The organism is Pseudomonas sp. NFPP12, assembly GCF_900103205.1.
Taxonomy (GTDB): domain Bacteria; phylum Pseudomonadota; class Gammaproteobacteria; order Pseudomonadales; family Pseudomonadaceae; genus Aquipseudomonas; species Aquipseudomonas protegens.
In genome coordinates, this window is sequence record NZ_FMWW01000011.1 from 15,419 (window position 1) to 42,197 (window position 26,779).

Genomic DNA, 26,779 nt, shown 5'->3' on the forward strand with positions numbered 1-26,779 from the left:
GCACTGCTTGCCACCGAACCTCAGCGTTTCCTGGCCTGCTCGTAAACGGTTCCACGCTCGCGCTTGCCGACCGCAACCACGCAAACCACGACGCGCTCTTCGATCACTTGATAAACCAATCGGTAGCCCGAAGCCTTGAGTTTGATTTTGTAGCAATCGGGAAGCCCATGCAGGGCATCAGCAGGGATACGCGGCACCTCAAGCCGTTCGGCGAGCTTTTTCTTGAATTGCTCTCGAAGCGTATGCCCCAACTTGTTCCATTCCTTGTGTGCCGAAGGCAGGAACTCAAGGCTATAAGTCATCCAGACTGACCGGAACGGGCGTCTCATGGCTGCGCTCGCGGATGATTTCGGCCAACTCCAGATCATCCAGGCGTTCCATCAACGCTTCGAAAACCTCGGCCGGAACCATGTAGCCCATGACACGATTGTGATTCAACACCGCCACTGGCCCGCCCTGGGCACCACTCAAGACGGCAGAAGGGTTTTTCTTCAACTCAGATACGCTGACGGCTTTGTCAGCCAGAATACTCTGCATAATCATGACCTCAATTCAGGTCGTGATTCTGGTCTAAATACTTCATATCAACAACTACAGCTCATCAGCCCCCGCGCCCCTTCCTCAACAACACATCCAACTGATCCACCACCTCGGCCCAATCCGCATCATCGAGCACTTCCGTGCGCAGAAAGTCGGCCTGGCTCTCGCTCCAGAAAAACGCGTCCGCCAGGTGCAGCTCCGGTTTGAGCGGCGAATGTGTGGCGATGAAACGCTCGATACTCACCGGGTCATCGGCCAGCCCCAACTGCTTGAACAACGCCGGCAGGCTGTGGGTCGGTGCTTCCATGGTCGGGCTCCTGATCAGTGCGAGACTTCGCAAACCTCGGCGTGGGGCACCAGCTTCAGGTACTGGGCCATGCTCATGTGCACCAGGTTGTGGTGGTTGCCGGCTTCCAGGTAGATGTCTTTCTGCCGGGTCAGCAGCGGGTCGATCACCACGTCCAGCCCATAGGACTCGCCCAGGGCCGGCACCGCGCCGCGCTCGCAGTCGTTGAACAGGTGGGCCAGGGTGCTTTCCCGGGTGACCTGCCATTCGCCGCTGCCGCGCACCTTGCCGAGGTCCAGGTGCCGACTGGCCGGCAACACCGCCATCAGGTAATGGCCGTGGTGATCGTCGAGGATCACCGACTTGGCCACTCGCTCCGCCGGTACCCCCGCCACCCGCGCCGTTTCCAGGCTGCTGGCGGAATGGGGATGGCTCACCAGATCAAACTCGCAAGCGGCTTGTTCCAGGCTGCGCTGCACGGTTCTTGCCATACGCATGATGCACCTCGGTGCCCCGCAAGCGGGGACAGGACTGTGACTCCTGATGCAAGTCTAGGTCGCGCTGCAAGACACAAGGCCTCGAACTTCCGAACGGCACCCTGCGCGTTCATTGCCCGGCACAGGAAGCGCCGGCTGCCGAGCCACAGAGGACAAACAAGCGGGCCCGAGTACCACCCGCGGCGAACTGACCGACTTTGTGCCACCCCTGGGGCAATGGCGCGAATTCCTCGGACTGATCGTCCGACCCCACCAGCCAATAGCGTCCGCTGCCCACTGACAAGGCGCTCAACTGATCCAGGTAGACCTGATCCGGGTGGTCGATCAGGGCGCCGAAGCCGTAGGCGTTCGGCCTGCTGGAGGTGCCTCCCGGCAGCAGCGGCGTATAGAGCATCGGCTGGGCATCGGTGCGGTTGTAGTAGACGTAGCTCAAGTACCAGAGCATGTCGCTGATAACGATGCGGTCGCCCGCGACGTAGTGCCGGTTGACGTAGTCGACCATCACGCTGATCTGGTCGTTGGCGTCGACATCGATGTTGTTTTTCAGCCCCACCGCTTCCAGCCCCACGAACCCCAGTAGCAACGCCAGCGCCACCAGCCGGGCAGTCTTAAGCCAGCGATCGATGAGCACCGCCATGATCATCGGCAAGCCCACGGCATACGCGGTCAGGTAGCGTTCGATAAACACTGGCGAAGCGAACGACACCGCAAACACCAACAACAACGGCAGCAGGGTGAAACTCGCCAGCAGCCCGCCGAACCTGGCAGGTGCACCATCACGCCAGGCCAGGACGCTACAGACCGCCAGCAACAGCAGCGGCATGCCCACAAACAGCGCACCTGGCAGGTTGTCGCCTTCGTCCTGGATCAGCAATTGCCAGACCATCGCCGGCAGCGAAGACCAGGTGACCACCGGCTCCCAGCCGACATCGCCGTTAGCCTTCAACTCGTCCATGTGCCGCAGCAGGTCCAGCAACTCCGGAACCCAGGGCAGGAACAGCAGCACGATCGCCGCATTCGCCAGCCACCAGGCCGGGCGGGTGACCAAGCGCCCGCCGCCCTCGGCGCGCACGCCCGAAACGGCCAGGTACAGCCAGTGCGCCAGCACGCAAAACGCCGTGAAGTAATGGGTGTAGAAGGCCAGGGTCATCAGCAGCGCGTAGCTCACCAGATAGCCTGGACGCGAAGGCTGGCGCAGCCAGTACACCAGGGCCAGGGTCGCTCCCAACAGCAACAGGCCCAGCAGCGCATACATGCGCACTTCCTGGCTGTAGCGCACGGCCGTGGGCAGCAGGGCCAGCAGCACACCGGCGAGAATCGCCGCGCGACGGGTCGCCAGCAGCGCCACCAGCCACATGCCGAGCCCTACGGTAACTATCCCTGGCAGCGCGCTGAAGGTGCGAATGGAAAAAATCCCGTCGCCGAACAGTTCAATCCAACCACGCAAGAGCATGAAATACAGCGGCGGATGGACGTCGCGGGCCGCATGAAACCAGATTTCGCTCAGCGAATACTGGCTGAGCACCAGGCTGGAACCCTCGTCGCCCCAGATGGCCGCGGCGGTCAGGTCATAAAAGCGAACGGCCGCAGCCAATAGCAACACCGGCAGCAACCAATACTCAAGCGCCAAGCGCATCAGCCGCTGCACACCTTGCTCCCGAGGCACGACGGCCCGCTCTTGCAAACGCCCGATCAACTCCGGCGCTCTGCGAAAATCCATTCCTTGCTCCCCATAAACTCGCCAGATCTGGTCGCTCAAACCCCGACAGCATCGTCCTTTGCCTGGAAAACCGCAAAGCACAGACGCAAGGGTAAAAAGCCGCTCCTCGAATGTCATGTGCGACGCCTGCCGATTGCCCTCGGGGACCGCGGTACGGGGTCGGGCCCGGCCATCACCGGCAATGGATGAACATAGACCGGAGCACAGCAAAGGCGCGTCACAGAACGGCGGATTTTCTAACCAGCGACGTAGGTGCCAGCCGGCGCCTTCTGTATGATTTTCGCCACACTCGGAACCTGCCCTCATGGCTTTTCTGAATTAAGGACAATTCATGCGCAAGCTTCTGCTCTCGGCATTGACCCTCACCGCCCTGTGCGCCGGCCAGGCCCAGGCCAGCTCGGATGACATCTGCTCGCCGAGCTGGTCGCTCTACTCAAATCGCCTGGACGGTTGCAGCAACCTGCCCTTTCTCAGCCCGGGCAACGACAGCCGGGTCAACCTGCGGCTGCTGCTGGCCGACCAAGGCAGCCTGCCCCTGGCACCCCGGGCCCTGACCCAGGATGAGCTGGGCATGGGCTACGGCCCTGTGCCCTTCATGCACTATCGCCTGCACCCGGCGCAGCCCGAGCTCGATCCCGACACTGGCAACCCACCCAAGCCCGGCCCCTCGCCCGCCACCGAGCAGCTCGACAGCCTGCTGCAGGCCGTGGGCCTGCGTCGCGATAGCAAGGAAGCCGCCGGGAACGGCTTTCTCTCCGGAGAAGGCAGCCGCTGCCGCAGCAACTCGGACGACAGTGCCCTGGCTTTTGTCGAGCAGCTCGACCAGGCGCCACTGAGCCCCGAAGAACGCCAGGCCCTGGCCGAGGCCCGGGTGCAACTGCTGGCCAGCTGCGACTGGAACGCCAGCGAAATGAGCAAGCTGCTGCCGGCCAACCTGAACTCGGCGGCGGCCAAGGCGTTCGCCGGCTACCTGCAGGCCGCCGCCGACTTCTACAGCGGCCGCTTCAACGAAGCCGGCAACGGTTTTGCCGCGCTCAAGGACAGTCCCCAGCCCTGGCTGGCCGAAACCGCGGCCTACATGAGCCCGCGCACCCTGCTCAACCTGGCCCAGCAGAACGCCTTCGATGAATGGAGCATGGTCAATCTGGAGCATGTGGACAAACCCGTCCTGCAACAGGCCGGCGCCGGTTTCGAGGCCTACCTGAAGACTTATCCACAGGGCCGCTACGCCGTTTCTGCCAAGGGTCTGATCCGCCGTGTGCACTGGCTGACGGGCGACACCCAGGCCCTGGCCGAGGACTACGCCTGGCAACTGACCCAGGCTCCCGGCACCCCGCGCAACATGCCTCTGGACGACCTGGTGGAAGAAGTCGACTACAAACTGCTGAGCCTGCCCGAAGACCACTTCAAGGCTCCGCTGCTGCTGGCGGTCAAGGACCTGATGCGCATGCGCGACGCCCCATCGGCGCCCCTGACCCGGGACGCCCTGCAACAGCAGAAGGCCCTGTTCGCCAGCCAGCCGGCGCTGTTCGACTATCTCCAGGCCGCTTTCAGCCTGTATGTCGAAAAACAACCGGCGGCGGCGCTCAAACAATTGCCCAGCCAAGTGCCGGCGCAACTGGACTACCTGAGCTTCAGCCAGCAGATCCTGCGTGGCCTGGCCCTGCAGGCCCAAAAGGACTGGAAAGGCGCCGAGGCGCTGTGGCTGCAACTGCTGCCCCTGGCCCAGCAACCGCTGCAACGCGAACAGCTGGAACTGGCCCTGGCCTACACCTACGAGCGCAGCGGGCAACTGGCCAAGGTGTTCGCCGCCGACTCGCCGATCAAGACCGCCCAGGTGCGCGCCATTCTCCTGCGCCAGGTGGCCTCTCCCCAACTGCTGCGCCAGCAGGCACAGCAGGCCGACTCGCCAGCGGAGCGCAACGCCGCGCGTTTTATCCTGCTGTACAAGGACCTGACCCGCGGCCAGTACGCGGCCTTCGGCAAAGACTTCGAGCAACTGCCGCCCACCCTGCCCGACGCTAGCCTTGCCGCCAGCCTGGGCTACATCTACCTCGATACTCCGCCGTTGCAGGACTTCCACTGGAATGGCCCACAGCCCGAAGAAGAAAAACCCGACTACCGCTGCCCAAGCCTATTGGAGACTGCCGCGCTCCTGCAGCGTGACCCGAAAGCGCCGGCCGGGCTGCTCTGCCTCGGCGAGTTCATGCGTTTCAGCGGCTTCGACCGCATGCCCCTGGACACCCCGCCACCGGCCCAGAACCTGGGCGGCACCCAGGACACGTTCCCGGGCAAGCCGTTCTCGCGGCTCGACGGTTATCAGGTGGTGATCAACAACCCCAAGGCCAGCCGTGACGATCGCGCCTACGCGCTGTACCGAGCCATCAACTGCTACGCCTCCTCGGGCCATAACAACTGTGGCGGTGCCGGTGTCGAGCCCGCCGTGCGCAAGGCCTGGTTCCGCCAGTTGAAGACCAAGTTGGGGGATACCCAGTGGGCCCAGTCGCTGCGTTACTACTGGTAGGCAAGCGCCTGGGCTATGGCCTGCTGCTGTGGCTGTGCTGGGCAACGCCGGCCAGCGCGGCAGTGGACGCCACCGACTACGACGCATTCTGGCTATGGAGCGGGGTCAAGACCCAGCCGGTGCTGGGCCAGGCCAGGACCCTGTACCTCCTCCAGGGCCAGATCAGCCGTTCGCGGCGCCATCCGGCCAGCGGCGTCCAGCTCATCGCCCAGGGCCTGCCGGTGTCGCGTCTGCGCCAGGAGCAGGTGTGGGTGGTCTACCGCGCCCACACCCTGGCCTGGCCCGAACCGCTGTATGACCAGTTGCTGGGCCAGGTCCGGCGTTGGCAGGCCACGGGCACCCAGGTGGTGGGCATCCAGATCGATTTCGACAGCAGCACCCACGACCTGGAGCGCTATGGCCACTTCCTGCGTGACCTGCGCCAGCGCCTGCCGGCGCACTACCGCCTGAGCATCACCGGGTTGATGGACTGGGGCAGCAACGCCGACCCGCAAGCCATCGGCCAGCTCAAGGGCGTGGTGGACGAAGTGGTGGTGCAGACCTACCAGGGCCGCCGCAGCATCCCCAACTACGCCAGCTACCTGCCGCGCCTGGACCGCATGGGCCTGCCCTACAAGGTCGGCCTGATCCAGGGCGGTGAATGGCAGGAACCCCAGGCCCTGCACGACAGCCCCTGGTTCAAGGGCTACGTGGTGTTCTTGCAGAATCCTTGATAGCGAAGGCGGCCTGGCAGACGCCTTCGCTGGCAAGCCAGCTCCCACAAACAGCCGAAAGCGAACCCGGGACCTGCAAATCAGTCAGACAACCCCTTACCAGTCATAAGTCAGGCTCGAGACCATGGTCCGGCCTTCGCCGTAGTAGCAGTCCCAGATGCTGGTGCAGTTGGCGACGTAGGTCTTGTCGGTGAGGTTCTTCACGTTCAGCGCCAGCTTCACGCCCTTGAGCTGCAACGGCGACTTTTCAAGGTCGTAGGTCAGGCCGGCGTCGTACACGGTGTAGGAAGGGATCTGGAAGGCGCCGTCGTAGTCGGTGCCGTAGCTGCCCTTGACGTAGCGGGCGCCGACGCCCGCTCCCAGGCCTGCCAGGGGGGTGTCGCCCAGGATGGTGTAGTTGAGCCACAACGCAGCAGTCAGGGGTGGCATGCCCGCCGGGTGGCGACCCTCGCGGCCATCGTTGTCCTTGGTGTACTTGATGTCGTTGCGCGATGCCGAGGCAATCACGTCCAGCGATTCGCTGAGGCTGGCCTTGGCTTCAAGCTCGATACCCCGGGAGCGCACCGCGCCGCTCTGGATACTGAAACCGGGGTTGGCCAGGTCGGTGGTCAGAATGTTCTCCTGGTCCAGTTGATAGGCCGATACCTGGACGAAGCTCTCCTGGCCCGGAGGCTGGAATTTCACCCCCACTTCGTACTGCTTGCCGGTGGAAGGCTCGAACGCGCTGCGCTGGAAGCTGGTGCCGCTCAACGGCAGGAAGGATTCCGAGTAGCTGACAAAGGGCGCCAGCCCGTTGTCGAACAGGTACACCAGCCCCCCGCGCCCGGTGAAGGACTGGTTCTTGACGTTGGTATGGGCTCCACCCAGCGGCGCCTTGTTGTCGGTTTCCGCCCAATCGTTGCGACCGCCCAGCACCAGCACCCACTTCTCGTACTTGATCTGGTCCTGCACGTAGAGGCCGGTCTGGATGATGGTGTTGTCCCACTGGTAAGCGTTGCCGAAATTCAGCGACTGGCCGTAGGTGGGGGTGAACATGTCGAGAATCGGCGGGTTGTAGTCGTACTTGCCGTGGTATTTCGAATTGAAGTGGTAGTAATCCAGCCCCACCAACACCGTGTGGTTGAACGGCCCGGTGTCGAACTCGGCCTGGGCGATGTTATCCACGCCGAAGACCTTGTTGTGCTGCTTCCAGTCGACCCCGTAGCGGGTCATGTAGCGCTGGTCGTCGAGCCCGGTCTTGGGGTTGGTGACGAACTTGTAGCCGTGCAGCGGCGCACGGTAACGGTCGTCGACGTCGGCGTAGCGGGCATTCTGCTTCAGGGTCCAGACATCGTTCAGGCGATGGGAGAACTCGTAGCCCACGACGAACTGGTCACGGTCGTAGGCATTGACCCCGGGCTCGCCGAGAAACAGGTCGCGGTCGATCTTGCCGTTGGGGTTGGCGAACACCGTGCCCACGCTGGGCAGGCCCTGGGCCTCGGGCACGTCGTTGTCCTTCTGGAACTGGGCAAACACCGTCAGTTGGGTGTCGTCATCCGGCCGCCAGGTCAGGCTCGGGGCGATGAACTGACGCTGGCGCTGCACGTAATCGATGGCGTCCTGGCTGTCGCTGGCCAGGCCGGTCAGGCGATAGAGGAACTGCCCCTGCTCATCCAGCGGGCCGCCCAGGTCCAGGGCGATGCTCTTGTGGTCGTAGCTGCCGGCTTCCACTTTCAGCTGATGCACGGGGGTCTCGGTGGGCCGCTTGCTGACCATGTTGACGATCCCGCCCGGCTGGTTCTGCCCGTAGAGCACCGAGGCCGGGCCCTTGAGCACTTCGATGCGCTCCAGGGAATAGGGCTCGATCTGCAGGGCCCCCCCGGTACTGCCACCGCCATAGGGCAAGTGCAGGCCGTCGAGGTACAGCGGAGTCGGTGAAAAACCACGGGAGGTGGGTTCGTCGAAAATCTTCACCCGGTCGGAAAAGCCGCCGCCGGTCATGCCCGGGGTATAGAGCAGCGCCTCGGTCACGCTCTGGGCGCCGCGGGCGCTGATTTCCTTGGCGCCGATCACGTTGATGGTCTGCGGAATCTCCACCAGCGCCGAATCGGTCTTGCTGCCGGTGGCGCTGCGCTTGGCCACGATCCCCGGCACTGCGCCCCAGGCATTTTCATCCACTTGGGTGGCGCCGATGCGGGTTGGCCCCAGCTCCAGCGCAGCACCCTGGGCCACTGGTTGCAGCCCCCAGCTGGCGCCACTCTGGGTGGCTTGCAGGCCGGTCCCCGCAAGGAGCTGGTGCAGCCCTTGCGCCACTTCGTAGCGGCCTTGCAGGCCCTGGCTGTGCTTGCCGGCAGTCATGCTCGCATCCACCGACAGGAGAATCCCCGCCGCACTGGCAAAGCGGTTCAGCACCTGGTCGAGGTTGCCGGGGGCGATCTGGTAGTCGCGGGCCTGGCTCTGGCTGCCCGGCTCGGCCTGGACAATGCCTGGCAGTACGGGTGCCACCGCCAGCAGCGCAACAAAGGCTCGGCGGCGCGCGGTAGCGCCCAGGGTCAAAATGGATGCAGCGGTCTGGTAAGGCATTCCTGAACTCCCCATGAGAATGCGTCTTGATCGGCTTTCATGGGGTATCCCGAACGGCGCGCCGGAATCGACAACCGCCTGACAAAATATTTTTGCATTCAGCCTCGCGGCTTGAGGGTTACCCAGTAGCGGGTCACCGCATGGGCCCGTACCGGTAGCGAGCGCTCCAGGGCTGCGAGCACCGCATCGCTGTCGGCCAGGGGAAAGACCCCGGTCAGCAGCAAGCCCGCCACCTGCTCATCGCAGCGCAGCACCCCTGGCCGATACCGTGACAACTCAGCGACGAACTGCCCCAGGGGCTGGCGTTCGGCAATCAACCGGCCCTCGCTCCAGCTGCTGGCATTGACCTGGGCCACTTGCCGGGCCGACACCTGGCCGGCGTCGAACCACAGGCGTTCGCCGGCATTCAGTTGCAGGGCCTGTGTGTGGCGGGGGCTGATCCGCAGGGCCCCTTCGTAAAGATCGACCCGGGTGCCGCCGTCCAACTCGCGCACGGCGAAACGTGTGCCCAGGGCCTGGATATCGCCGGCGGGGGTTTCCACGATCAGCGGCCGCGACGGGTCATGCCCGCTGGTCAGCAGGATCTCGCCCTGGATCAGGCGGATGCGCCGTTCGCTGGCGCTGAACAGTAGGTCGACGGCGCTGGCGCTGTTGAGGTCCAGGCGGCTGCCGTCGCTCAGGGTCAGGTGGCGTACTTCCCCGGTGGCGCTGCGCTGCCCGGCGAAGGCCGCTCGCCAGGGCTGGCTGTCCTGCACCAGGTAGCCGCTGCCACCGGCCACCAGCAGCAAGCCGAGCAGCTTCAGTGCGGCGCGGCGCTGCTGGTCCGGCGCCTTGGCCAACAGTACATGGGTGCTGTGTTCCGGCACGCCTTGCAGGGTCTGTTGCAGTTGCTGCAGGCGTTGCCAGGCTCGCTGATGCTCGGGATCGGCCTGCTGCCAGGCGTCGAAGGCGCTGCGCTGCTGCGCGCTCAATTCGCCGCCCCAATGCAGCATCAGCCACTCGCTGGCCTGCTCGACAACGCTGGGGGCAATGGGTGCCTGACGAGGTTTCATTCTGCGTAGAGCACCTGGTAACAGGCCTGGATCGCCCGGGTCATGTACTTCTGCACCGAGCTGACGGAAACCTCCAGGCGCTCGGCAATCTGCGCATAGCCCAGCCCCTCGAACTGCGACATGACAAAGGCCTGGCGCACCTTGTCCGGCATGCGGTCGAGCATGGCGTCGATCTGCATCAGGGTTTCGAGAATCAGCGCGCGGCTTTCCAGGGAGGGGGTCTGCGGTTCCGGCAAGTGGGCGATGCTTTCCAGGTAGGCGCGCTCGATGCGCGCGCGCCGCCATTGGTCGACCACCAGGTTGCGGGCGATCTGCGCCAGGTAGCTGCGGCTTTCCTGCTGCCCGGGAAAACGCCCCGAGAGCAAGAGGCGCAGGAAGGTGTCTTGCGCCACGTCCGCGGCATGCTCGCGATCGCCCAGGCGCTTGCGCAACCAGCCCTGCAACCAGCCGTGATGATCCTGATACAGACGATGGAGTTGAGCGTTGCCGTCAGTGGTGGCTTGCATGAATGAAACTGCGCACATGATTGAGAGCAATTATCATTACACTTTTTTCTCAATCCAGGCAAAACGCTTTTCAACGTGGCTGGCTGGCAGCCTGCAATGGGTAGACCGACTGCCAACCACCCCCCAGCGCCTTGTACAGGCCAACCATGGCCAGGGACACTCCGGCCGAGCTTTCCACCAACTGCTCCTGGGTTGCCAACAAGGCGCCCTGCACCGTCAGCACGTTGACGAAATCCACCACCCCTTCGATGTACTGCTGCTGTGCCGTGCGCAGGGCGATCTGGTTCTGCCGCACCGCTTCGGCCAGGCTGTCGCGGCGCAACTGGCTGGCGTTGTAGCGGGTCAGTTGGTCGTCGATTTCGTGCCAGGCCCGCAGCACCGTCTGCTGGTAGGCCAGGGCTGCTTCCTGCTGCTGGGCCTCGCGCAACTGGAGCATGCCCCGCAGGCGGCCGCCATCGAACAGCGGCAGGCTGAACTGCGGGCCGATGCCGAACTGCCGCGAACTCCAGGAACCGAAGTCCGCCAGTTGCAGGGCCTGGGAGCCGAAGTTGCCGGACAGGGTAATGCGCGGATAGAAATCGCCCTTGGCCACACCGATGCTGGCCGTGGCTGCATGCAGGCGCGCCTCGGCCTGGCGGATATCCGGACGCCGCTCGGCCAGTTGCGAAGGCAGGCCGATAGCCACCTGGGATGGCGGTTGCGGCACTGGCGCATCGCTGGCCAGTTCCTGGTGCAAGGCCTGGGGTGGCTCCCCCAGCAGCAGGCTCAGGGCATTGATCAGCTGCGCCTGGCGCTGTTGCAGCTCCGGCAGTTGAGCCTCGATGGTGGCGACCTGGGCGGCGGCTTCGGCCACGTCCAGGTCGGTGGCCACGCCGTCGGCCAGGCGCAGTTGCGAGAGTTTCAGGCTGTGCCGGGCGACCTCGAGGTTCTGCTCGGTGACCGCCCGGGTGCTCTGCACGCCGCGCAGTTGGATGTAGTCCTGGGCGGTTTCCGCCAGCACCGACAACAGCACCCCGCGCCGGTCGTTCTCCGCCACTTCCAGGGTCGCGTCGGCGGCCTCGGTTTCGCGCCGCACCCGGCCCCAGAAATCCAGCTCCCAGGAGGCGGAGAAGCCCGCTTCCCAGAGATTGAAGGCCGATTTTCCGTTGTTCCCCGAAGGGTCGTTCAGGCCCTCGGCACTGTTGCGCTTGCGCCCGTAGCCGCCATTGGCCGAGGTGCTCGGATAGCGTTCGGCAGTGATGACCTGGCGCGCCGCCCGGCTCTGCTGCAAACGGCTGGTGGCCAGTTGCAGGTCGAGGTTATCGCTCAGGACGCGACGGCTCAGGGCCGACAGTTGCGGGTCGTTGAACACCTCCCACCAGCGCTCCTGCATGGCACTGTCCACCGCCTGGCTGGCAGCGGCCTGGGCCGGGGCAGACCAGGCCTGGACCTGGGTCGCCTGGGGCCTCTGGAAATCCGGGCCGACATTGCACGCGGCCAGGGACAGCAGGCTCAGCGCCAGCAGAGTGCGGAGCCCGTGGGAGCGTCTGTGACGGCTGCGTTCGCGGCTCATCGCTGGGTCACCTCGCGGGCGCTAGTGGCAGAGCTGTGGGTGTCCACGCTGGCTTCCACCGACATGCCCACCCGCAACCGCTCGGCCAACGGCTGGTTGGGTTCCAGAAGGATCTTCACCGGAATGCGCTGCACCACCTTGGTGAAGTTGCCGGTGGCGTTATCCGGCTTCACCGCGGCGAAGGTCACACCGGTGGCCGGGGCCAGGCTTTCCACCCGACCATGCAGGGTCTCGCCGCCCAGGCTGTCGACCCGCACCTCCACCACCTGCCCGGCATGCATGGCCGTCAGCTGGGTTTCCTGGAAGTTGGCCAGTACATAGGCCTGCTGCAGCGGTACCACGGCAAGGATCTTGCTGCCCGGGGTGACATAGGCACCGACCCGCACCGCACGCTCGCCGACCATGCCGTCCACCGGCGCCACGATGCGCGTGTAGGACAACTCGTAGCTGGCCATTTCCAGGGCCGCCTGGGCACGTTTCAAGCCACCTTCCGCGGCGTCGCGCTGGGCGGTGAGGATCTCCACCTGCTTGCGCTCCGCCGCCAGGGCTGCGGTGGCGGTGGCCAGCCGGGCGCTGGCCTGGTCGATGCGGGTCCGGGCCTGCTGGGCGTTCTGCACCGTGCCGGCGCCGACCCCGGCCAGGTGGTTGTAGCGGTTCAGTTCATGCTCGGCAAAGGCTCGCTCGGCCTGGGCCGCGCTCAAGGCAGCCTGGGCCTGGGCGATCACCGAACTCTGCCGGTCCAGGGTCGCCCGGGCGTTCTGCAACTGCGCCTTGGCCACCAGGGTCTCGGCATCCGCCGCCTGGGCCGCGGCCCGCAGGTCACGGTCGTCGATCAGGGCCAGCAGTTGCCCGGCCTTAACCTGCTGGTTGTCTTCCACCAGCACTTCCTTGATGAACCCCGCCACGCGCGGGGCCACCAGGGTGTAGTCGGCGGCGATGAAAGCGTCGTTGGTGGTCTGCTCGCCGGCGCGGCCGAACAGCCCCGGCAGCGCCAGGTAGGCCAACACGCCAAGGGCCGCCACTGCCGCTACCGCAATGGCGATTTTGTGTTTGTTCTGGGTCGTCATGACAAAGGTCTCGTTCAAGTCGGCGCCCGCGGTGGGTAGATCCGCGTCGGCAGCCAGAAAATCAGCAGGATCAGCACAGCGGCCAGCCCTGCCATGCAGTAGTAGAGGTCGGCGGAGGTCAGCACCACGGCCTGCTGGTGCAGGCGCCGGGCCAGGCCGGCGACGCCGTCGTCCACCAGAGGCGAGTTGCCCAGGCTGTCCACCAGCATGGTCGAATGAAAATGCAGGCGGCGGGTGGTCAGCACATCCAGCACACCGGTGGCGATCACCGCCGCCAGGCCTTTCACAGTGTTGAACCACGCCGAGGCAAAAGGCCCTTCCATCGGGGTGATACTGCCGGTGGAAAGCATCAGCAATGGCAGCACTGCCATGGGCTGGCCGAAGATCTGCAGCAGTTGCAGCACATAGAAGTCGTCACGGATCCAGGCCGAGGTCAGGTGCGTACCGCCCAGACAGGACAGCACCAGCATGCCCAGGCCGATCCCCAGCACCCAGCGGCAATCGACCCAGCGCAGGTTGCACAGTGCTGCCACCAGGGGCAGCGCAAGCAGTTGCGGCAGGGCCATCACCAGCATCACCGGGGCGGTCTGCAACGGCCGGTAGCCCTGGACCTGAGCCAGATAGGCGGACGGGATGATGATCACCGCCGTCAGTACCACCAGCACCCCGGCCAGGGTCAGCAGGGCGAAGGACAGGTTGCGGATGCCGAGCATCTGCAGCTTGAAGAAGGGAATCGGCTGCGACCATTCGTTGATCATGAACAGCACCAGCAGCACCAGCCCGCCGGCCAGCAGCACACAGATCAGCGGCGACTCGAACCAGTCCAGGCGGTTGCCCTGCAGGATACCGATCACCAGCATGCAGATCGCCGGAAAGCCCAGCAGCAGGCCGCGCCAGTTGAACTGCTTGAAACGCTCCAGGCGCAGCGGGTCCTGGGGCAGGCCGTAGGCCACCGCCGCCATCGCCAGCAGGCAAGGCAGCACCACCTGCCAGAACGCCCATTGCCAGCCCACGTACTCGGTCCAGAGTGCCGCCAGGGGCGTGCCCAGGCTAGGACCGAAGGTGGCGGTCAGGGCATAGCCGGCCAGGCCGTAGAGCTTGACGTTGGCCGGCAGGAACCGCAGGGCCACGGTCATCAGCATCGGTGGCAGCGCGCCGCCGGCCAGGCCTTGCAGGGTGCGCAGCAGCAACAGGCTTTCGTAGTTCGGGGCGAAGGGGCACAGCACCCCCAGCAGGGTGAAAAGGCCAATGGCACACAGGGTGAAGCGCCGCAGGGAAAAGGTCACCGAACACCAGGGCGCGAAGGCCATGGCCGCCACCGAGGTGGCGGTGTAGCAGGCCACCAGCCAGGTGCCTTCGTCGTAGCCGATGAACAGCGCACCACGAATGTCCGCCAGGGCGATCTTGGTCACCATCTCGTTGAGGCCCGAGACCAGCACCGCCAGCAGCACGCCCACCAGGCCGATGATGATCCGCGGCCCGAACACCGGCGGTGCAATGGCTGCCGGCTTGCTGGCGGCTTCAACCGAAGCAGGCGCAGCGACAGCGAGGGAACTCATGGAAATACTGCTCCAGACAAGAAAACCAGAGCAGTTTATGAACAGCCGATGCTGACGAAAACTGACTTATCGACAGTTTATAAGTGCGTCAGACGCAATGATTCACCCTGTTGACCGTAGGAGCTGGCTTGCCAGCGAAGGGGCCCTCAAGACCGCTTTCGCCGGCAAGCCGGCTCCTACGAGGAGGTCGGCTGGGCTTCTTGCCAGGTGGCCTGGCAGGAGGTGCGCAGGGTTTCGCGAAACCACTTGTGCGCCGGGTCCTTGTCGTAGCGCGGATGCCAGGCCTGGGTCAAAACCAGGGTCGGCAGGGAAATCGGCAGCACGAACGAACGCAAGCGCAGGCCCAGGCGCGAGACGCTGAGCAGGGTTTCCTGGGGCACCGGCAAAATCAGGTCCGAATCCGGCAGCATGAACATGGCGGCGTGGAAGCTCGGGGCAATCAGCGGCACCCGGCGCTCCAGGCCCTGCTCGGCCAGGGCCGCATCGATAGGTCCACGGGCTATGCCCCGGCGAGACATGCTGATATGGGGAAACGCGGCAAAACGCTCGGCGGTGATGTCTTCGTCCAACAGCGGGTGGCCTTCGCGCACCAGGCCGACAAAAGCGGTGGTGAACAGGTTCTGCACCTTGACTTCCGGGGTCAGGGGCCGGGTGTTGCTAATCCGCAGGTCGATCCTTCCCTCCCGCAGGGCCTCGTCATCGCCATCGCCTTCGGGCACGAAGCGCAGCTCGCACAAGGGCGCCTGACGCTCCAGGGTATCGATGAGGCGACCGCCATACACGCCGACGAAAAAATCGTTGGCGCGCACGTTGAAGCGCCGCTGCAGGGAACCCAGGTCGACCTTGTCCGCCGAGCGGAACACCAGCGCCGCCTGCTCCACTACATCGCGCACCTGGCTGCGCAGTTCCAGGGCCTTGGGGGTGGGCACCAGGCCGCGTCCGGCACGTACCAGCACCGGGTCGCCGAGGGCGTCGCGGATCCGCGTCAGGGTCCGGCTCATGGCCGCCGGGCTGAGGTTCATGCGCCGCGCCGCGCCCACCACGCTGCCCTCGTCGAGCAGGGCGTCGAGGGCCACCAGAAGGTTCATGTCCGGAAGTTGCATGCTGAGCACTCGTGACTGGTCAGGGATGATCCAGGCGCAATGCTAGCAGGCTTGGCGCCTAGGAAAATGAGGGAGATCAATCCTTACCCGTGAACCCACTAGCCGCGTAGGAGCCGGCTTGCCGGCGAATGGGCCCTCGAACCTTGCATAGCCCTTGAGGACGCTTTCGCTGGCAGGCCAGCTCCTACGGTCGGGGGGCTGGCGGACGAGGTAGCTCAGCGCTGCATGCCCCAGCGTTTTACCGTGATCCGCTCCAGGGTGTCGAAGATCAGGTTTTCCACCAGCAGGCCGATGAGGATCACCACTGCCAGCCCGGCAAACACCTTGTCGGTGTACAACTCATTTCGGTTCTGGAAGATGTACCAGCCCAGGCCACCCTTGCCGCTGGTGGCGCCGAACACCAGCTCGGCAGCGATCAGGGTGCGCCAGGCGAAAGCCCAGCCGATCTTCAACCCGGCGAGAATCGACGGCAGCGCCGCCGGGATCAGGATGAACAGCACCAGGCGCAGGCCCTTGAGGCCGTAGTTGCGCCCGGCCATGCGCAGGGTTTCGGAAACCCCGAGAAACCCGGCATAGGTGTTCAAGGCCAAAGCCCAAAGCACCGAATGCACCAGCACGAAGATCAGGCTGTTCTGCCCCAGGCCGAACCACAGCAGCGCCAGGGGCAGCAGGGCAATGGCCGGCAGCGGATTGAACATCGAGGTCAGGGTGCTCAGCAGGTCACGGCCAAGCCGGGTCGAGACCGCCAGGGTGGTCAAGGCAAACGCCAGGACGATGCCGATCAGGTAGCCCTTGAGCAGCACCACCAGGGAAATGCCCACCTTGCCCAGCAATTCGCCGCTGAGCAGGCCCTGGTAAAGAGCGCTGGCAGTTTGCAGAAAACTCGGTAGCAGCAGGTCGTTGTTCTGGTAACGGGCCACGGCTTCCCAGAGCAGCGCCAGCAGGACCAGGATCAGGCTCTTGCGCAACCAGCCTTGTTGCCAGAGGCGCTGCCCCAGGGGCAGCTCGCGCTCCAGGGGCACTTGCAGCAAGGGCTGCAGGACAACTTCGTATTCCTCGCGCGCAGGGGATGAGTGGCTCATCGGGCATTCCTCGTTCAACGGTGGCCTGACGGCTCAATAAGCGATACGGATATCGGCGAAATCCAGCTCGGTTTCAGTTTCCGGCGATTGGCCTTCATCGAACAGCAAGCGGTGGATGCGCCGCGCGGTCTGCTGAAAGGCCACGCCACCGAGGCTCTGCAGGTCGTATTGGTGGCTGTGGACTTCCGCCCGCACGCGCCCCGGATGAGGCGACAACAGGAGGATGCGATTGCCCACCACCAGCGCTTCCTCGATGGAGTGAGTGACGAACAGCAAGGTGAAGCGCACCTCCTCCCAGAGCCGCAGCAACTCCTCCTGCATCTTGCGTCGGGTCAGGGCGTCGAGGGCGGCGAAAGGTTCGTCCATCAGCAGGATCTTCGGCTGCATGGCCAGCGCGCGAGCGATCGCCACCCGGGCCTTCATGCCACCGGACAGGGTATGCGGATAGGCATCGGCGAAAGCCGCCAGGCCGACTTTTTCCAGGTATTCCAGGGCACGCTCTTCGGCCTCGCGGCGGCCGAGGGTCTTCGACGCCAGCAAGGGAAACATCACGTTCTGCTTCACGGTTTTCCAGGGGGGCAACTGGTCGAACTCCTGGAACACCACGATACGATCCGGCCCGGGCTGGCTGACGCGCTGGCCTTGCAGGCGAATCTCGCCCTCACAGGGCTGGATGAACCCGGCCACGGCCTTGAGCAGGGTCGACTTGCCGCAGCCTGAAGGCCCCAGCAGGACAAAGCGGTCGGCCGGATCAACCTCGAAACTCACCTGGTGGGTGGCCCGCACCACCCGCTGTGGGGTGCGGTATTCCAGGCTGACTTGTTCCACCGCCAACAGCGCCTGGGCGATGGCAGCGCGATTGCTGGCCGTGTGGCCTGGCAAGGGGGCGTTCATGGCGATCAGCTCCCCTGCAACGGTTTGGCATCCTGGAAGAAGTAGTCCTTCCACGACTCGGGCTTGTTCTTGATCGCACCGACCCGGTAGAGGAATTCCGCCAGCGGGTAGGTGTTTTTCGGTGTCACGCTGAACTCGAACTGCGGGTTGTCGATGATCTTCAGCAAGGCGGCGCGGTCGATCTTGGCCTTGGTCACGCGCAGGTAGGTATCGGCGGCTGCGCCCTTGTCGTGCTGGGCGAACTCGGCCGCTTCGGCCAGGGCTTCGACGAAGGCCTTGTAGGTCTTGGGGTTGTCGTTGCGGAATTTCTCGGTGGCGAACAGCACCGTCGGCGAGTTGGGCCCCAGCAGGTCGTAGGTATTGAGCACCACGTGCACATTGGGGTTCTCCAGGGCCTGGTCCTGGAATGGCGGGTTGGAGAAGTGCCCGGTCAGCTCGGTGCCGCCGGCAATCAGCGCGGCGGTGGCGTCCGGGTGGGGAACGGCGATGGTGTACTTGTCCAGGCGATTGAATTCCTTGTCGCCCCATTGCTTGGCGGCGGCGTATTGCAGGAAGCGCGATTGCACCGAGACCCCCACCGCCGGTACCGCAATGCGGTCCTTTTCGGTGAAGTCGGCGATGGTCTTGACCTTGGGATTGTTGCTCACCAGGTAGTAGGGAAAGTTACCCAGAGAGGCTACGGCCTTGACGTTCTGCCGGCCGTGGGTGCGATCCCAGATGGTCAGCAGCGGCCCGACGCCGGCCCCGGCAATGTCGATGGAGCCCGACAGCAGCGCGTCGTTGACCGCCGCGCCGCCGGACAGCTGGGTCCAGTCGACCTTGATGTCGATGCCCTGCTCCTTGCCGTGCTTTTCGATCAGGTTCTGGTCGCGCACCACATTGAGCAGCAGGTAGACGATACCGAACTGTTCAGCGATGCGGATCTCGCCTTCGGCCTGGGCCGGCGCAGGCGCGACCAGGCTGCCGGCCAGCAGGCTGAAACCCAGGCCGATGGCCGTGGCCAGTCTGCCGAGGCGGGGAATGAAGGGAATGGATAAGGACATGCTGGTTCTCCTGCCGTGCCTGGCTGATCAGTAAGGGGCGTCGCCCTGGATGGTGGTGCGATACAGCTTGCGGCGCAGATGGCTCGGGCAACCGGCGGCCAGGTGGATCAGCGAGCGGTTGTCCCAGAACACCAGGTCGTGGAGCTGCCATTGATGGCGGTAGATGTTGTCCGGCAGCACGCTGTGGGCATACAGCTCGGCCAGCAACTGGGCGCTTTCGTCTTCCGGCAGGCCAACGATGCGGGTGGTGAAGCCTTCGCTGACAAACAACGCCTTGCGGCCGTTTTCCGGGTGAGTGCGCACGACCGGGTGCACCACCTCGGCGACCTGGGCCAGTTGCTCCGGGGTCAGGGTCGGGCGCCAGTTGCCCTCGAACTTGGTCTCGCTGTAGCGCGCCGTGTAGGAGTGGGCGGCGCTGCGCCCCTCGACCGCCTTGCGCAGCGCCTCGGGCAAGTTGTCCCAGGCCTGGTGCATGTTGGCGAACAGGGTGTCGCCCCCTTCGGCTGGCAGTTCCTGGGCGTGCAGCATCGAGCCCAGGCTCGGCAGCTCCTTGTAGGAGAGGTCCGAGTGCCAGAACTTGCCGGCGTCCCCCAGGCCGATGGACTGGCCATTCTCGATGATGTTGGAAACGATGAGGATTTCCGGGTGTCCGGCCAGCAGAAACTGCTTGAGCACATGAATCTGCAACACACCGAAGCGACGGCTGAAGGCAATCTGCTGTTCGGGGCTGATGCGCTGGTCGCGGAACACCACTACGTGATGGTCCAGGTGGGCGCGGTGGATGCGGGCGAAGTCCTGGTCGTTGACTGGCCGGGACAGGTCGAGGCCGACGATCTCGGCGCCTACAGCCCCATTCAAGGGCCGGATTTCGAAAGCTTGTGCGGCAATGGAGGCGGCACTGGCTGATGCAGACATGACTGAAACTCCCGCGCAGGCGCGCCCAGGGCGCGCGCGTCGATCAGAAACTCACGGAGATCCCGTGTGGGTTCATTTCGTGCGGCGCGCCGATTGGTCGGCAGGTACGCAGGGAGTCAACTTTATAGATATAAGAAAACGAATTTAAATACCGTTATTGAATAACGATATGTTGATTCAACCGATGGACCGCTTGGGGACGGTACGCCATCGATGGAGCCCATGGCGCTTGCGGACGGCGCGCTGTCGACGGCTCCATGACACAGGCTGCAGGAGTGAGCTTGCCGACGAAGGCGCTCTCAAGGCCCCTTCGCTGGCAAACCAGCTCCTACAAGGCTGGCAGGTGGTTTCTTACATGGATCAGCGTTCGTGCAGGGCTTCGGCGCGGGCGCGGATGATCGGCTTGAGCAGGTAGCTGAGGATGCTTTTCTTGCCGGTGATGATGTCCACCGAGGCCACCATGCCGGGGATGATCAGCAGCGGCTTTTCATCGGTGCCCAAGTGGCTGCGGTCGGTGCGCAGCTTGATCATGTAGTAGGTGGTCTTCTTGTCTTCATCGGTGATGGTATCGGCGCCGATCTGTTCCAGGCGGGCCTTGAGGCCACCGTAGATGGTGTAGTCATAGGCGCTGAACTTGACCACCGCTTCCTGCCCCGGGTGCAGGAAGGCGATGTCCTGGGGACGGATCTTGGCTTCCACCAGCAGGGTGTCGTCCAGGGGGACGATTTCCACCATGTCGCTGCCCGGCTGGATCACCCCGCCGATGGTGTTGACCATCAGCTGCTTGACGATACCGCGTACCGGCGAGGTCACCAGGGTGCGGCTGACCCGGTCTTCCAGGGCCTTGCCGGTGGCGCTGGCCTTGTTCAGTTCGGTGCGCGCTTCGTTGAGCTGGGTCAGGGCCTCGCTGCGGAACTTGCCGCGGGTTTCATCGATCTTGCGCTGCACTTCCTTGATCGCCGATTCGGCGCGAGGGATCGCCAGGGTGGTCGCGTCCAGCTGGCCACGGGTTTCCACTTCGGCACGCTTGAGCCGCAGCACTTCCACCGGCGACACCGCGCCCTGGGCCACCAGCGGCTCGGACATGGCGATTTCCTGGCGCTGCAGACCCAGTTGCTGGCGGTATTGCGCCTGCTTGGAGGTGAACTCGCGCAGTTCCTGCTGCTTCTGGATCAGCTGTTCCTGGAGGCCACCGATCTCGTCATGCAGTTGCTGGCGACGGCTCTGGTACAGGGATTTCTCACTGGCCGCCTGGCCCGGCGCTTCCTTGACCGCCTCGGCGGGGAAATTCAACTCGCGTTCATCCACCTCGGCGCTCAGGCGCTCGACCCGCAGCAGCATGGACAGGCGCACGGTCTCGGTCTCGCCGACGTTGGACTGGAAGCGCGTGTCGTCGAGGCGAATCAGCGGCGCGCCGGCCTCGACTATCTGGCCTTCCTTGACGTACAGCTCGGAGACGATGCCGCCTTCCAGGTTCTGGATCTTCTGCAGCTTGGAGGAAGGAATCGCCTTGCCCTCGCCCTTGGTTACTTCGTCGATCACCGCGAAGTTGGCCCACAGCACCAGGAACAGGAAGAACGCGATGATGCCCCAGATGGTCAGGCGGATAACCCGCGGCGCATCTTCGATCAGTGCCTTGTTGACCTCGGGCAGCGGCTGCCCCTGGAGCGAATCGGTGCCTTTGAAATAGCGACGGATCGAGTCCTTGAATCCCGACTTAAGCAACACTGATCTGCCCCTTCTTCAACGCTTCCATCACCACCGCTTTCGGGCCATCGGCCAGGATTTGTCCACGGTCCACCACCAACAGCCGGTCCACCAGCGACAGCAACGACGCCCGGTGGGTGACCAGTACCACGGTCTTGCTCTGCACCACCGCCTCCAGGCGCTGTTTCAAGCGCTCTTCGCCGGTGTTGTCCATGGCGCTGGTGGGCTCGTCGAGCAGCAGGATCTGTGGGTTGAGCAACAGCGCGCGAGCCAGGGCGACGTTCTGCCGCTGGCCACCGGAAAGGTTCTGCCCGCGCTCGCCCACCTGCAATTCATAGCCCTGCGGGTGCAGCCTGGCAAACTCATGGACCCCCGCCAGTTCCGCGGCCTGCAGCACCAGTTCGTCCTCGACATAGCGGGCACCGGAAGTCAGGTTGTCACGCAGGGTCCCGGCCAGCAGCTGGATGTCCTGGGGCACGTAGCCGATGTTGTGACGCAGTTCGCTGACGTCGATCTGGCGGATGTCCACACCGTCCACCAGCAGGGCACCGGAGTCCGGCTGGTAAAGCCCCACCAGCAACTTGGCCAGGGAGCTCTTGCCGGAGCCGCTGCGGCCGATGATGCCGACCTTTTCCCCCGGCTTGATCATCAGGTTGATGTTCTTCAGCGCCGGGTTCTGCTGCCCCGGGTAGGTAAAGCTCAGTTGCCGGCACTCGATGGCGCCCTGCAGCACGCTGCGGCTCAGGGGGCGCTCGTCGAAATTGCGCTCCTGGGGCAGCTCCATCATCTGGTCCACGGAGGTCATGGTGACCCGCGCCTGCTGGTAGCGGGTCAGCAGCCCGGACAGCGAAGCCAGCGGGCTCAGGGCCCGACCGCTGAGCATGTAGCAGGCGATCAGGCCGCCCATGCTGAGGTTGCCGTCGATGATCTGGTACACGCCGAAGATGATCATGATCACCCCGGCCAGTTGCTGGATCAGCAAGGTGATGTTCATCGCCAGGCTGGACAGCATCTTCACCCGCAGCTCAAGCCGGCTGAGGGTGCCGATGGTCTGCTCCCACTGGTACTGGCGCTCGCTCTCGGCGTTGTTGACTTTGACCGCGTCCAGGCCGGCCAGGGTCTCGATCAGGCTCGACTGGCGCTCGGCCCCCAGGGCCATGGTCTTTTCCATGGTCGCCACCAGCGGCTTCTGCAGGGCATAGCCGATGCACAGGGCAATCGGGAAGGCCAGCACCGGAATCCACACCAGATGCCCGCCAAGGATGGCGATCACCAGGAAGATCAGCAGGGTGAACGGCAGGTCGATCAGGCTGGTGAGGGTCAGGGATGCGAGAAAGTCCCGCAGGCTCTGAAACTCATGGATGTTCTGGGCGAAGCTGCCGACCCGTGCCGGGCGGTACTTCATGGCCATGCCGACGATGCGCTCGAACAGCGTGGCGGAAATGATCAGGTCGGTCTTCTTTCCCGCCAGGTCCAGGCACAGGCTGCGCAGGCCCTTGAGGATCAGGTCGAAGATGTAGGCGCCGATGATGCCGATGGACAGCACCCACAGGGTCGAGGTGGCCTGGTTCGGCACCACCCGGTCATAGACGTTCATCACGAACAACGGCGCGGCCATGGCGATGATGTTGATCAGCAGGCTCGCGGCAATGGCGTCGGCATACAGCCAGCGCGAGCGCTTGAGGGTGTCGCGAAACCACGAACGGGCGCGGGGGATCAGCGACCCGTGGTTGACGTCGAACTTGTGCTGGGGCTGGGCGAAGAACACCTGGCCGCTGTAATCGTCGGCCAGCAACTGGCGGTCGACACAGACTTCGCCGCCATCACTTTCGCTGAGCAGCAGCCGCGCCTGGTCTTCACCCTGCCAGCCCAGCAGCACCGCGCTGCGACCGTCCTTGAGCAGCAACAGGGCGGGCATGGCGATGGCTGGAATCTGTTCGAGCTTGCGCCGCAGCACCCGGCCCTGCAGCCCGGCCCGGGCCGCGGCCCGGGGCAGCAGCTCGGCGCTCAGGCGCTGGGATGGCAAGGGCAGGCCGGTGGTCAGCATCGCCGCACTGGCGGGCTTCTGGTGCAGGAAGCAGAGGGTCAGCAAACCATCCAGAAGGGGATCGTCATGCATGCCGCGTGGATCATGACTGAGTTGCACACTGACTTCTGATTCCACGCTCGACACTCTTGACTGGCTGGTTGGATGAAATTAGCTCAATTCATCCCGGGCAGCTGGACCTTGGGCTTCACATCGCTTTGCACGACGGAGGCCATAGGTGCCACCACTCCCTGGCTTTTGAGCAACTCGCCCATGGTCGCCTTGATTCGATATTGAGTAAATAACTGAATGTTCTGGATCTCGGCCAGGCGCCGGGAGGCGGTGAACAACTCGTTTTCACTGTCGAGCAAGTCCAGCAGGGTACGTTCACCCAGGCTGAACTGCTTCTGGTAGGCGGTCCGCACGCTGGTGCTGTGATCCACGTATTGCTGGGCGATCGGCACCTGGGCGTTGGCGTTGTTCAAGGCGTTCCAGGCCAGGCCCAGTTCCTCGTTCAGCACCCGCAGGGCGTTGTTGCGGATATCCAGCGCCTGGTTGGACTGGTAGGCCTTGGACTCCAGGTCGGCCTTGTTGCTGCCGCCGGCGAACAGGTTGAAGCGCATGCGCAACATCGCCTGCCATTCATTGTTGTGGCCGTTCTGGCCATCCAGGTCGTTGTCGGCAGTACGCCCCAGCTCCGCGTCGAAGCGCGGATAGAACGCCGACTTGGCGGCATCGTACTGCTTCTCGGCAGCGACGATATCGGACTCGGCGGAACGCAGGATCGGGCTGTTTTCCAGCATCTGGTGCCGGGCCTCGTCGAGGTTGGCCGGCAACATCGCCATAAAACTGGCAGGGCGCTCCAGCTGGTCCGGCATTTCTCCGACGGCACTCAGGTAGTTGGTCTGGGCGTCGGCGAGGTTGGTCTGCTCGGTGATCAGGTTGTTGCGGGCCTGGGCCATCCGCGCTTCAGCCTGGTCAAGGTCGGCGCCGCTACCCACGCCACGCTGGGTGCGCAGCTTGATCTGGTCGTAGATACGCTCGTGATTGCGCAGGTTGTCTTCCGCCAGTTGCACGAATTGACGGCGGGTCAGCACATCCAGATAGACCTGGGCCACGGTCAGGGCCGTGCGCTCGGAGGTGCCCAGCAGGGAGTAGGCGCGGGAGTTGACGGTGGCTTGTTGACGCCCGACTTCGCTAGACGTGGCAAAACCGTCAAAAACCATCTGTTGCAGACGCAAACTTGACTCGCCGCGGTTCAAGGTTTCCCAGTGATTGCTGCCTGTACCCGCACGAGTCGTAGGGTTATCCGTCCCTTCACGACCATAGCCAGCTAGCATGTCCACTCGTGGCAGATAGCCACCTTTGGCGGCTTTCAACTGGTAGTCAGCAGCCAGACGGCTGTTAACGCCGGCTTGGATTTCCGGGTGCACATCCAGTGCTTTCTGCATGGCTTCAGGAAGGGTTTGAGCCTGCACAAAGCTGGCGGCTAAGGCAAAGGGCAGGGCCTTGAACAGATGAAAACGCATGGTAAGAATTTCCCTCGGACAGCGTGTCCAGAATCACGTCAGAACGTGGCACCACATCGATTTATTACAACCAAAACAACCGTCCGTCGGAAAGTTCAAACTAAGAACTGGTTCACATACTTCAAGTCAGGTTACCGCGTGAATATCAATGTGACATTAATTCGGCGATTGTTTAGGATGGCGTCCATAAGGTCAATAGTTTGGCATAAAGTTAATACCCAAAAAATATAGCCAAACTTTTGACGGTAGTTCTGTCAATTACCCGTTCCCAATTACACACCTAGTACGTCCTGACTGAGTTGCGGCCCGCGCCCAAGCCGGTACATGGAAGTCGACTGAGCGGTACACCGGAGAGTCCCCAATGAGCAGTGTTGTTGCCATCGTCAAAAGCATTGTCGGCCAAGTTTTCGTGGTTTCCCCGGAAGGGATCCGACGCGTACTCATTGAAGGGGACCGCCTGTTCGTGGGTGACCAGGTAGACACCGGCCCGGCCGGGGCCGTCACCCTGGAGTTGACCGACGGGCGCACTCTGGACCTGGGGCGTGACACCCAGTGGAGCGGTGCCGCACCGGACTCCAGCACGGACCTGGCACAGGCCACCGCTCAGGCCGCCCCTTCGGTGGCAGAACTGCAGCAGGCCATCGCCGCCGGCGCCGACCCGACCACCGACCTGGAAGCCACCGCCGCCGGCCCGACCGCCGCGGGGAATGGCGGCGCGGCCGGTGGTGGCCACAGTTTTGTGCAGTTGGAAGAGACTGCGGGCCGGGTCGACCCGACCATCGGTTTCCCCACCGCTGGCCTGGGGCTGGCCAACTCGACCCAGGACAACACCTTTGGCGGCCTGACCAACAATGGCGGCCTGGGCAATGGCAACGGCAGCGGGAGTGACTCCCTGCGCCCGGCCACCCTGACCCTGGGCGCCACCCCAACCATTACCGAAGCCGGTGGCACCCTGGTGTACACCGCGACCCTGACCCAGGCGCCACTTACCGACCTGACCGTGACCCTGTCCAATGGCGCGGTCATCGTCATCAGCGCCGGCCAGACCACTGGCAGCGTGCAGGTGCCCCTGGCGCCCCAGGACAACGTCTATATCGACCCGGGCCAGATCAGCGTCAGCGTGACCGGCACCACCGGCGGTGGCGGCCTGCTGGTAACGGTCAACCCGACCCCGGCGGTCACCCAGGTCACCGACACCATCGACACCACCACCGTCAGTCTTACCGCTGATACCAGCGTTACCGAGGGCGGGCAGATCACCTACACCGCCACCCTCACCAACCCGGCACAGACTCCGGTGACCATCACCCTGTCCAACGGCTCGGTGATCACTATCGAAGCGGGCAAGTCCAGTGGCTCGATCGACGTCCCGGCGCCAGCCAATGACGTCTACAAGAACGGCGAGACCATCGAAGTCGGTATCACCAAGGCTGAAGGCGGCAACTTCGAGAACCTGCAACCCAGCCCAGACAAAGCGGTCACCACCGTGATCGACAGCATCGACGACACCGGCCTGAGCCTGTCGGCCACCGATACCGTGGCCGAAGGCGGCTCCATCGTCTACACCGCGACCCTGACCAACCCTGCTGGCACCCCGGTCACCGTGACCCTGAGCAACGGCGCAGTGATCACCATCGCTGCCGGTGCCACTTCCGGTACTGCCACCGTCGCGGCCCCTGCCGATGACGTCTACAAGGACGCGGGCAAGGTTGAAGTCACCATCACCAAGGCCGATGGCGGCAATTTCGAAAACCTGGTCACCGACCCGGCTCCGGCAGTTACCGACGTCACAGACACTATCGATACTTCGACCGTCAGCCTGACCGCAACACCAAGCGTGGCTGAGGGTGGCACCGTCGTTTACACCGCATCGGTGACTGCGCCAGTGACCGGTTCGCCAGT

22 protein-coding genes are annotated in these 26,779 nt (G+C 64.2%); 3 read left to right on the forward strand and 19 right to left on the reverse strand.

Translation table 11 applies throughout. The features are described from left to right. Positions 1–20: 20 nt before the first annotated feature. The 5 genes from BLS75_RS31325 to BLS75_RS31345 form a co-directional block, all read right to left on the reverse strand. Positions 21–302 (reverse strand): type II toxin-antitoxin system RelE family toxin, encoded by a 282-nt coding sequence (locus BLS75_RS31325; RefSeq protein WP_011058535.1) that lies wholly within the window; start codon positions 300–302, stop codon positions 21–23. Next, complete coding sequence (locus BLS75_RS31330) at positions 292–537, reverse strand: type II toxin-antitoxin system Phd/YefM family antitoxin (protein ID WP_011058534.1); 246 nt, start codon at positions 535–537, stop codon at positions 292–294. The genes BLS75_RS31325 and BLS75_RS31330 overlap by 11 nt, the downstream gene beginning before the upstream one ends. 64 nt (positions 538–601) lie before the next feature. Next, positions 602–847: a DUF2789 domain-containing protein gene (locus BLS75_RS31335; protein WP_011058533.1), complete on the reverse strand. Its 246-nt coding sequence runs from the start codon at positions 845–847 to the stop codon at positions 602–604. Between the two features lie 14 nt (positions 848–861). Continuing rightward, complete coding sequence (locus BLS75_RS31340; protein WP_011058532.1) at positions 862–1,323, reverse strand: aminoacyl-tRNA deacylase; 462 nt, start codon at positions 1,321–1,323, stop codon at positions 862–864. 109 nt (positions 1,324–1,432) lie between these two features. Then, the gene (locus BLS75_RS31345; RefSeq protein WP_072453126.1) at positions 1,433–3,043 is read right to left on the reverse strand and encodes a glycosyltransferase family 39 protein; all 1,611 of its coding nucleotides are present in this window, start codon (positions 3,041–3,043) and stop codon (positions 1,433–1,435) included. A 331-nt stretch (positions 3,044–3,374) separates the two neighbouring features. Between BLS75_RS31345 and BLS75_RS31350 the strand changes: the two genes are divergently transcribed. Together BLS75_RS31350 and BLS75_RS31355 are read left to right on the forward strand one after the other, a co-directional pair. Continuing rightward, positions 3,375–5,567: a PA5441 family protein gene (locus tag BLS75_RS31350; RefSeq protein ID WP_072453129.1), complete on the forward strand. Its 2,193-nt coding sequence runs from the start codon at positions 3,375–3,377 to the stop codon at positions 5,565–5,567. Continuing rightward, complete coding sequence (locus BLS75_RS31355; protein WP_072453131.1) at positions 5,537–6,280, forward strand: DUF3142 domain-containing protein; 744 nt, start codon at positions 5,537–5,539, stop codon at positions 6,278–6,280. Before BLS75_RS31350 ends, BLS75_RS31355 begins: the two co-directional genes overlap by 31 nt. Before the next feature lie 96 nt (positions 6,281–6,376). Here the strand turns inward: BLS75_RS31355 and BLS75_RS31360 are convergent, their stop codons facing one another. The 14 genes from BLS75_RS31360 to BLS75_RS31425 all read right to left on the reverse strand — a co-directional run bounded on the left by BLS75_RS31360 (position 6,377) and on the right by BLS75_RS31425 (position 24,877). After that, entirely contained in the window at positions 6,377–8,842 is a 2,466-nt protein-coding gene (locus tag BLS75_RS31360) for a TonB-dependent siderophore receptor (RefSeq protein WP_011058528.1), read from the reverse strand. Between the two features lie 98 nt (positions 8,843–8,940). Continuing rightward, entirely contained in the window at positions 8,941–9,894 is a 954-nt protein-coding gene (locus BLS75_RS31365; protein WP_072453133.1) for a FecR domain-containing protein, read from the reverse strand. Continuing rightward, positions 9,891–10,400 carry a sigma-70 family RNA polymerase sigma factor gene (locus BLS75_RS31370; RefSeq protein WP_011058526.1) on the reverse strand — a complete coding sequence of 170 codons (510 nt, stop codon included), beginning with the start codon at positions 10,398–10,400 and terminating at the stop codon, positions 9,891–9,893. The genes BLS75_RS31365 and BLS75_RS31370 overlap by 4 nt, the downstream gene beginning before the upstream one ends. 70 nt (positions 10,401–10,470) lie before the next feature. Next, positions 10,471–11,952: an efflux transporter outer membrane subunit gene (locus tag BLS75_RS31375; RefSeq protein WP_072453136.1), complete on the reverse strand. Its 1,482-nt coding sequence runs from the start codon at positions 11,950–11,952 to the stop codon at positions 10,471–10,473. Then, positions 11,949–13,019, reverse strand: a complete 1,071-nt coding sequence (locus BLS75_RS31380; protein ID WP_011058524.1) for an HlyD family secretion protein — start codon at positions 13,017–13,019, stop codon at positions 11,949–11,951. The genes BLS75_RS31375 and BLS75_RS31380 overlap by 4 nt, the downstream gene beginning before the upstream one ends. A gap of 14 nt (positions 13,020–13,033) precedes the next feature. Beyond that, the gene (locus BLS75_RS31385) at positions 13,034–14,578 is read right to left on the reverse strand and encodes an MFS transporter (protein ID WP_011058523.1); all 1,545 of its coding nucleotides are present in this window, start codon (positions 14,576–14,578) and stop codon (positions 13,034–13,036) included. Between the two features lie 176 nt (positions 14,579–14,754). After that, on the reverse strand, positions 14,755–15,681 hold the full coding sequence (locus BLS75_RS31390) for a LysR family transcriptional regulator (RefSeq protein WP_011058522.1): 927 nt from the start codon (positions 15,679–15,681) through the stop codon (positions 14,755–14,757). Positions 15,682–15,896: 215 nt separating this feature from the next. Further along, a complete protein-coding gene (locus BLS75_RS31395; RefSeq protein ID WP_011058521.1) occupies positions 15,897–16,763 on the reverse strand; it encodes an ABC transporter permease in 867 nt (288 codons plus the stop codon). Between the two features lie 33 nt (positions 16,764–16,796). Then, a complete protein-coding gene (locus BLS75_RS31400) occupies positions 16,797–17,657 on the reverse strand; it encodes an ABC transporter ATP-binding protein (RefSeq protein ID WP_041115052.1) in 861 nt (286 codons plus the stop codon). A 5-nt stretch (positions 17,658–17,662) separates the two neighbouring features. After that, complete coding sequence (locus BLS75_RS31405; protein WP_169893095.1) at positions 17,663–18,688, reverse strand: ABC transporter substrate-binding protein; 1,026 nt, start codon at positions 18,686–18,688, stop codon at positions 17,663–17,665. 39 nt (positions 18,689–18,727) lie between these two features. After that, positions 18,728–19,615: a TauD/TfdA dioxygenase family protein gene (locus tag BLS75_RS31410; protein ID WP_072453138.1), complete on the reverse strand. Its 888-nt coding sequence runs from the start codon at positions 19,613–19,615 to the stop codon at positions 18,728–18,730. Between the two features lie 360 nt (positions 19,616–19,975). Beyond that, entirely contained in the window at positions 19,976–21,343 is a 1,368-nt protein-coding gene (locus BLS75_RS31415; RefSeq protein ID WP_011058517.1) for an HlyD family type I secretion periplasmic adaptor subunit, read from the reverse strand. Further along, positions 21,333–23,486: a type I secretion system permease/ATPase gene (locus tag BLS75_RS31420; RefSeq protein WP_011058516.1), complete on the reverse strand. Its 2,154-nt coding sequence runs from the start codon at positions 23,484–23,486 to the stop codon at positions 21,333–21,335. Before BLS75_RS31420 ends, BLS75_RS31415 begins: the two co-directional genes overlap by 11 nt. Positions 23,487–23,524: 38 nt before the next feature. Further along, positions 23,525–24,877: a TolC family outer membrane protein gene (locus tag BLS75_RS31425; RefSeq protein ID WP_072453141.1), complete on the reverse strand. Its 1,353-nt coding sequence runs from the start codon at positions 24,875–24,877 to the stop codon at positions 23,525–23,527. Positions 24,878–25,238: 361 nt separating this feature from the next. Here BLS75_RS31425 and BLS75_RS31430 point away from each other — a divergent pair. After that, the coding region (locus BLS75_RS31430) for a retention module-containing protein (protein ID WP_143031451.1) at positions 25,239–26,779 on the forward strand (1,541 nt) is incomplete at its 3' end.